Origin of the sequence: Desulfonatronospira sp. MSAO_Bac3, assembly GCF_003838035.1 — a bacterium.
Taxonomy (GTDB): domain Bacteria; phylum Desulfobacterota; class Desulfovibrionia; order Desulfovibrionales; family Desulfonatronovibrionaceae; genus Desulfonatronospira; species Desulfonatronospira thiodismutans.
Genome location: NZ_QYZY01000115.1, coordinates 1 through 7237 on the forward strand (window position 1 = coordinate 1; position 7237 = coordinate 7237).

The following is a 7237-nucleotide window of genomic DNA, read 5'->3' on the forward strand; positions in this document are numbered from 1 at the left end:
TCAGCTGACAATCCGGCTGCCTGGGAACCAGGGCTTTTTTTGAGGAATCACGTGGATGCATGAATACCTCCTTAACTCTGTTACCCAAAGGTCTGCACAAATACCTGGTTAAGTTTTCCCAGCATGGGATAGTCCGGCCGGAATGATTTGAGCTCATCCAGGTGTTGCCTGGCTTTTTCCCTGTCCTGGAGGCGAATGGCCGAGGCGGCTGCCCAGAAGAGGCCGTCAGGATCGGGGTTGCCGTAGGCTTCAAGGTGAAAGGAGTTGGCTTCCATGGCATGTTGCAGACACTGGGAGAAGTTGCTCAGCTTGAACTCCATCCTGGCCAGGCGGATAAGAGCCCGGTGCCGGGAGCGCCGGTCTTTTTCCAGTGCCTTGTTCCAGACCTGCCTTGCCCTGGCATAATCCTGCAGGGCCAGGTAGCAGTCCCCCTCGGTCCAGCGCACGAACTGCCGTCTGAACTTATCCGGAATTCGACACAGGACCTGCAGAGCGTCCATGGGCCTGGACATTCCCAGGAGCACTCGTGCCCAGAGTTCGTGAATGTAGTCGCCTTTTACGGGATCAGTAAAGGAGGCTGCAAACTCCAGTTCCTTGATGGCCTGCTCCGGGCTGTTCATTTCGAAATGCACCTTGCCCAGGGCGAAATACTTGTGTTCAGCCCGGATGTAGTTTCTGGATTCATCGTGCTCCAGGCACTTGTTGAGATGTTCCATGGCCTCTTTGGGCCTGCCCTGCTTGAGCAGGCATGAGCCCAGGTTGTAGAGGGACTTGATGTAGTTTTTGTACTCCTGGTGCCTTTTTTCCCGGGCATTTTCATCATAGGCTTCCCAGTTGCCTACAGCAGTTCTAAAAAGCGGAGCTGCCTTGCGGTCCATGTTCTGCAGGTTTTTGTAGAGCATGCCCTGACGGTAGAAGTTTGTAACCCTGTCAGGCCTGAGTTTTTGTGCCTGAACAAAGTACTTGTGAGCCTTCTCAGTGTACTGGACTTTCTGCTTGTAAGGCAGGATGCGCTCCCGGTTTTTTGCTGCGTAGAGAAGATTGTAAATCACATAGGCCAGCCCGGAGACAGCGTAAAAATTGTCAGGCTGGTCCTGTACGCACTTTTCGTATTCGGCCATGCTTTGTTCCTGCCTGCCGGCCTGGCTCAGAGCAAAAGCCAGTTCGGCCCGGAGAGGGGTATCCAGTCCCATGGCAACCAGTTCCGGCTCTTTTTCCTCCAGGGGATAAAAGAGGTCCACCACCTTTTGCCAGTCGTTGTTGTCCCGGCCCAGTGCAATCTCGGCCAGACAGGAGTTTACCCTGCTTCTAAGCTGTTCCATTTTAGAAGAGTCCTCGGCCAGGGTATCCAGGAAGTCCTGCTCCTGACCTTGAGTCTGATCCTGGATATGTTCCTGGTCAGGGCTGGTTTCGGGTTCGCCGTTTACGGCCTTGTCCCTGGGGTATGAAATAACTTTGGCTTGCATTGAACTCATATCCGACCTCCAGATAAAAAACGGGTTGCCATGTTGCCCCTGGATGACCAAAAGGGCAGTTTTCCCTGCCTGGTTGTTATTTACGGTTTTGACGCTGCATTTTTCAGAGATTGACGGGAAGATATTTCAGAAAAGGGCAAGACATGAATACGTCACTTCCATATTTTTGATGGATATTTTGAAATCCAGGTGAAGGTTTCCGTAATAAATGTCTTAGACGTGAAAAATATTCAGCCCGGAGCCGGCAAAGAAAATCCCGGAGTCAGTTATGAAAAGGAGGTTTAAGGATATGAATGTACCCAGGACATATTTTTGCCCTTTCTGCTTTACAGAAATCCTTGAGTTTTATCTTGTCTGTTCTGGATGCGGGCGGTTCATGAATCATAAGCTGTTGCTTCAGTCCTTGCCGACTGTAGATAATCAAGGCAAAAACCAGCATAACCGGTCCAGAAATGATGCAGAGAATAGAAGAGTCGGGCCTGATGGAAAAAACGACAAAAACATGCCGGGTGATTCCAAAAGCTGAATCACGCCCCATATAAACCTTAATAAACAAAACATTTTTGTCGGTTAAAAAGAAACATCTTGCTGCCATGGGAGGAAGAAATGCAGGAAAAAATCTGTATGTGCTCGGTCTTAACCAACGGGGTAACCATTATATACATCATAAATGATGATGAATCTTGGATTGAACCTTGTATTATCAGGGTTCATGGTGAGCCTGATCCGACCAAAGTTTCTTTTCAGCCTCTCCAGATTTTCAGCATTACCCCGGTCATGCCTGCCATCAACCAGATGCATATTCTGACCTCCTATTCTCCTGAGCCTGAGATAGAATCTTCGTATAGAAGTTTTTTGTCTATGTATCTGAAGGACGTTGCAATGCCGGTCAATTGATTATGTGCCCGGAATATGCACAGTTAAGCTCATCTTTTTTATATATGGTGTGCTGGCAGGCGAGTGGGAGATAGAGTTCTGCACATCAACGTATGTTATCTGCCTTCAACAAGAGATGAGCAGGAATTTCAGGAATATGACGTTTAGTGACTTACTCCTGAAACCCTGTCATAAAAAACAAGAAACTTAGACAGGATTAACAGGATGGTTAGGATAATCAGCCACCGGCCTGATGCCGCTGACTGAATTTACCATCCAGCACTCACTTTCTTCTTCATGAGTGCCGGAAAAAAGTGAGTGCTGGAGTGATTACCTTTTGGCCTGGCTTCCGGCCAGGACAAAAATGTTTTTCTCTTAATCAATCTCTTAATCCTGTTAATCCTGTCAAAAACTCTTTTATTTATTGGGTTGCGGGCATAGCCCGCCTTAGACTTTTATTATAAAGGGGGCGGACATGCATGTGCCCGGCCCCCCTCTTTACAGATTAATCCAGTCCTTCCCGTTCCACTCTTTCCACGGCTTCGTCCACCACTTTCTGGACATCTTTCTGCACGTCCCTGGGGACTCTGGAAATGGGACCTTCGTGGGTTTCCAGGATGTCCCTGGTTTTTTTGATGATGCGGTCCTGCATGGTCTGGCTGCCGTTTTTGACCCAGTCCTCGTAGCTCTGCCGGTCCATGAGGGTGGGACGCCAGTGTTTGCGGAACCATTTCATGGTATGGTCTTCGTAGAGGTAGTGGCCTCCGGAGCCCACCCTGTTTATCACGTCCACGGACAGGGTCTCTTCGTTGACCTCTATGCCGTCCTCTATGATGCGGGCCATGCTGATGATTTCGTCGTCCATCACCGTCTGGAATATGTCTCCGGTCTTGCCTGACTCGGTGTAGCCGCAGTCATGGACGAAGTTGGCGCCCGTGAGCATGGAGGTGTGGATCTGCAGGGTGGCTTCGATGCCGGACTGGATTTCCATGACCTTGGTATCGGTGCACCCGGCTGTGCCGAACATGGGCAGGCCGCAGTACCGGGCCATTTCCGTGAGTCCTCCGCTCAGTACATTGAGCTCGGGTGCTCCGTAGGCGTAAATGCCCCGGCGCATGTCCAGGATGGACTGCACCCCGCCCAGGATGATGCAGGTGCCGGGATTAATGAGCTGGGACAGAACTACGCCCACCATGGATTCGGACAGGGCCACCACCAGCTGCCCGGCATGGGTGGCCGGGACTGTGCCGCCGCCGATGGCGCAGGGGCTGTAGTCCTGGGGAATGCCCTGTTCGGCGCAGTACATTAGCTTGTCAATGGCGTGGAAATCGCTCACCAGCGGTGAGATGGGCTCGCTGTACAGGATATAGTTGGGCTTTTTCCGGAAAGCCTCTTCCCCGCCGGCCATGATGCAGCCGATGCGGTGGATATCCCGGGCCCCGCCGCGCTGGTAGGACCAGGCCATAATGGGGGTGGTGGTGTTCTGGATCATGTCCGCGAACTCGTATACGTCATCAGTTCCCCGGGGGACGTCGCTTATGGTCACCAGGCCCTCCACAAAGCCTATATTGGGCAGGGCGTCGCAGACCCGGGCCACGGTTGTGGCGTCCTGGCGCAGGCATTTGCGGCGCTCCATGGTATAGGGGTCGCGAAAGTATACCAGGGTAGGGCCGGGACCGAAATAGCTGCGGTTTTCCTCGATATAGATGCGTGGATTTCCCTCCCAGTCGAAAATGGTGGTCATGAGCGGCACTGACTGCAGGGCCTGGCGCACCAGTTTGGGGGGGATATATACCCGGATGCCGTCGACTTTGCATCCATGTTTTTTGAATATTTCCCGGGCCTGTTCATGGTGAACGTTGGCCCCGGTGTCCTGAAGGACCTTGAGCATTCCGTGAAATATGGTCTGCTTCTGATCCTCTGATAGAAAGGAAAACCTTGGACTGCGGTTTACTGTGCAGTTGGTTTTATCACTGGCCATATATTAATCCTCCTTGGGCGAAAATGGCTGCAGGCTGAGCACAGCCTGTGTCTTGGGTTGGAGGTTCTACTTGGAGTGCCTCTGTTCAGCGGCATCAATAATCTTTTCCAGTTCCTTCTGGAGCTTGTCGTCAATGGGCTCGGGCTGGTGCTCCTGCAGAATGCGCTCAGTTTCTTCCTTGATGCGATCATTCATGGTCTTTTTGCCTTCGCGCACCCATGTTTCGTAATCGGAGCGGTCCTGGAGCCTCGGCTGAAACCAGTCCTTGTAATGAGTCAGTGTATGCTCTGAAGTAAGGTACTCCCCGCCGGGGCCGATCTTGTCTATGAGGTCCAGGGCCAGGTATTCGTCCTCGGTGTTGATGCCCTTGCCTATCTGGCGGATCATGCCGATAATTTCGTCGTTCATGACCAGACTTTCCAGGGAGGCATTGACGCCGCTGTCGATATAGCCCACGTCGTGCACGAGGCTGGCTCCTGAAAGATAGGCGTAGTAGTTGCTTGTGGCGGATTCAATGGCCGCCTGCTCGTCCAGGACCTTGGAGTCGGTGCATCCGCCGGTGGAAAACATGGGCAGGCCCAGCCACTTGGAGATATCCGTATTGGCTGCCGAGGCCAGGGACAGTTCCGGTGCGCCGTAGGAGTAGGTGGTGGTGATCATGTCCAGGACAGTGGTCACTCCGCCCATTACCAGGGGCATGCCCGGGTTTTTGAGATAGGTGAGTACCGAGGCCATCATGGTTTCGGACAGAGACTGCACCAGCATGCCGGCCATGGTGGCCGGGGCTGTGGCTCCGGAACTGGGGCATGGGGTATACATGCAGGGAATGCCTTTTTCTGCGGAGAAAAGAAGCTTTTCCACTGCTGTATTGTCGTTTTTAAGGGGAGAGATGGGCTCAATGTATGTAACGAACATGGGCTCCAGGCGGTATTCCTTTTCCCCTCCCCGGAACAAAGAAGCCATTTTCCACAGATCCTCCAGTCCTTCACCGTCTACAGAGGTCAGGACCATGGGCTTGGTGCAGCCCTTGAGCATGGCCATGAACTGGTGCCGATCGTAGGTCTGGGGGTTGGGTACGTCCTGGACTATGCCGTGGGACATGAAAAAGTCCAGGTTGGGCAGAAAGTCCACGATGCGGGCGGCGTTTACAACGTCGTTGTAGTTGGTGCGCCTGCGTTCGCCGGTTTCGCGGTCATAGGTAAAGGGCAGGTCCGAACCCGTGCCGAAGTTTACCGTGTCCTTTTCCAGTTTGATTCTGTGTTTTGCGGTCCTGCCGGTGAGGTTGATCTTGCGGGGGTGACTCTTGATGGCCTTTTCCACCAGAGAAATGGGCACCCGGACCAGGTTGCCGTCGGAAACCACAGCCTCGCTGTTTTTAAACAGCTCCAGGGCCTCATCGTGGTGAAACCTGGCCCCGGTACGCTGTATAACGTCCAGGGCCGCAGAATAGATCATCTCGATCTGATTCTCGGACAAAACCCTGAACTTGGGGGTTGTCTGTATGGTTTGATTGATTTTGGGCATATTTAGACTCCTGTGTATGCGTTTCTACAAGAAAGAATAAGGATGACCGGGGTCTATCCCTTGACCAGCTCCAGGGCTTTTTCGGTTCCGATGGAGGCATTGGGGGCGTATGCATCGGCCCCGATTTCCTGGGCAAAGTCGTCGGTTACCGGGGCTCCGCCCACGATGACCTTGACCTGGTCGCGGATGCCGGCTTCCTTGAGGGCGTTTATGACCTCGCCCATCTTGGGCATGGTGGTTGTCAGAAGGGCGGACAGTCCCAGAATCTGGGGCTTTTCCTTTTTGACCATTTCCACGATGTCTTCGGTCTTGCGGTCAATGCCCATGTCGATGACGTTGAATCCGGCCCCTTCCATCATCATGCCGGCCAGGTTCTTGCCGATGTCGTGCAGGTCGCCCTGGACGGTGACCATGATCACTGTACCGGCCTTGGAGCTGGATTCCTCGGAGAGCACCGGGCGCAGCTTTTCCATGGCTGCGTGCATGGCCTTGGCTGAACGCAGGACTTCCGGGATAAACATTTCGCAGTCCCTGAATTTCTTTCCGACAATATCCATGCCTGCAAAAAGGCCCTTCTGCAGAATTTCTTCAGGGTCCATTCCGTCGTTTATAAGTTCCTGGGTCAGCTCTCCAACCTCGTCAATTTTACCGTGCAGCAGTCCGTCGGCTATTTTACCTAATTTCTCAGACATGATATTCCTCCTTGATGATTTGTTGTTTTATTTATTTTGAAAGCGTCACTTGACTGTAATCGAAAAAAAGAAGCAATGCCCGGGTCGTTACAGCTTGCAGGCTGTTTTGAGGTCCGCTGCCGCATCTATTTTTTCCCAGGTGAATTCCGGCTTTTCCCGGCCGAAATGGCCGTAGTTGGTGGTCATCTGGTAGATGGGACGCTTGAGGTCCAGGCGTTTTATGATAAAATAAGGGCGCAGGTCGAATACCTCGCGCACCGCCTTGGTCAAGGTCTCGTCATCCACCTGCCCGGTGCCCATGGAGGTGGCCAGTACCGAGACAGGCTCGGCCAGGCCGATGCAGTAGGCTATCTGCACCTGGCAGCGCTCGGCCAGGCCGGCGGCTACCACATTCTTGGCCACGTAGCGGGCCATGTAGGCCCCGGAACGGTCCACCTTGGAAGGATCCTTGCCCGAAAAGGCCCCCCCGCCGTGAGCGGCCATGCCGCCGTAGGTGTCGTTTATTATCTTGCGTCCGCAAAGGCCGCAGTCCCCCATGGGACCTCCCACCACGAAGCGCCCGGTGGTGTTGATGTATATCTTGGTCTTCTCATCCATAAGCTCCGGGGGCAGGGTGTGAAAAATCACTTCCTTCTTGATGGCATCGGACAGGTCCTGGTAGGCGATGTTGGGGTCATGCTGGGCTGAGA

General features: G+C 53.2%; 6 protein-coding genes. 1 reads left to right on the forward strand and 5 read right to left on the reverse strand.

Annotated elements, in window-relative coordinates:
- Nucleotides 1-80 precede the first annotated feature (80 nt).
- Nucleotides 81-1475 carry a tetratricopeptide repeat protein gene (locus D5S03_RS04275; protein WP_287042780.1) on the reverse strand — a complete coding sequence of 465 codons (1395 nt, stop codon included), beginning with the start codon at nt 1473-1475 and terminating at the stop codon, nt 81-83.
- Between the two features lie 606 nt (nt 1476-2081).
- On the opposite strand from D5S03_RS04275, the gene D5S03_RS04280 reads away from it, so the two are divergent.
- Complete coding sequence (locus D5S03_RS04280) at nt 2082-2372, forward strand: hypothetical protein (protein WP_287042781.1); 291 nt, start codon at nt 2082-2084, stop codon at nt 2370-2372.
- Between the two features lie 484 nt (nt 2373-2856).
- Here the strand turns inward: D5S03_RS04280 and D5S03_RS04285 are convergent, their stop codons facing one another.
- From D5S03_RS04285 to D5S03_RS04300, 4 genes are all read right to left on the reverse strand, one after another.
- The gene (locus D5S03_RS04285) at nt 2857-4332 is read right to left on the reverse strand and encodes a trimethylamine methyltransferase family protein (RefSeq protein ID WP_008870673.1); all 1476 of its coding nucleotides are present in this window, start codon (nt 4330-4332) and stop codon (nt 2857-2859) included.
- Nucleotides 4333-4398: 66 nt separating this feature from the next.
- Nucleotides 4399-5856, reverse strand: coding sequence for a trimethylamine methyltransferase family protein (locus D5S03_RS04290; protein ID WP_008870672.1), 1458 nt, complete (start codon nt 5854-5856; stop codon nt 4399-4401).
- Between the two features lie 53 nt (nt 5857-5909).
- Nucleotides 5910-6548: a cobalamin B12-binding domain-containing protein gene (locus tag D5S03_RS04295; protein WP_008870671.1), complete on the reverse strand. Its 639-nt coding sequence runs from the start codon at nt 6546-6548 to the stop codon at nt 5910-5912.
- An 87-nt stretch (nt 6549-6635) separates the two neighbouring features.
- On the reverse strand, nt 6636-7237 hold a 602-nt coding region (locus tag D5S03_RS04300; RefSeq protein WP_287042782.1), incomplete at its 5' end, for a methionine adenosyltransferase domain-containing protein.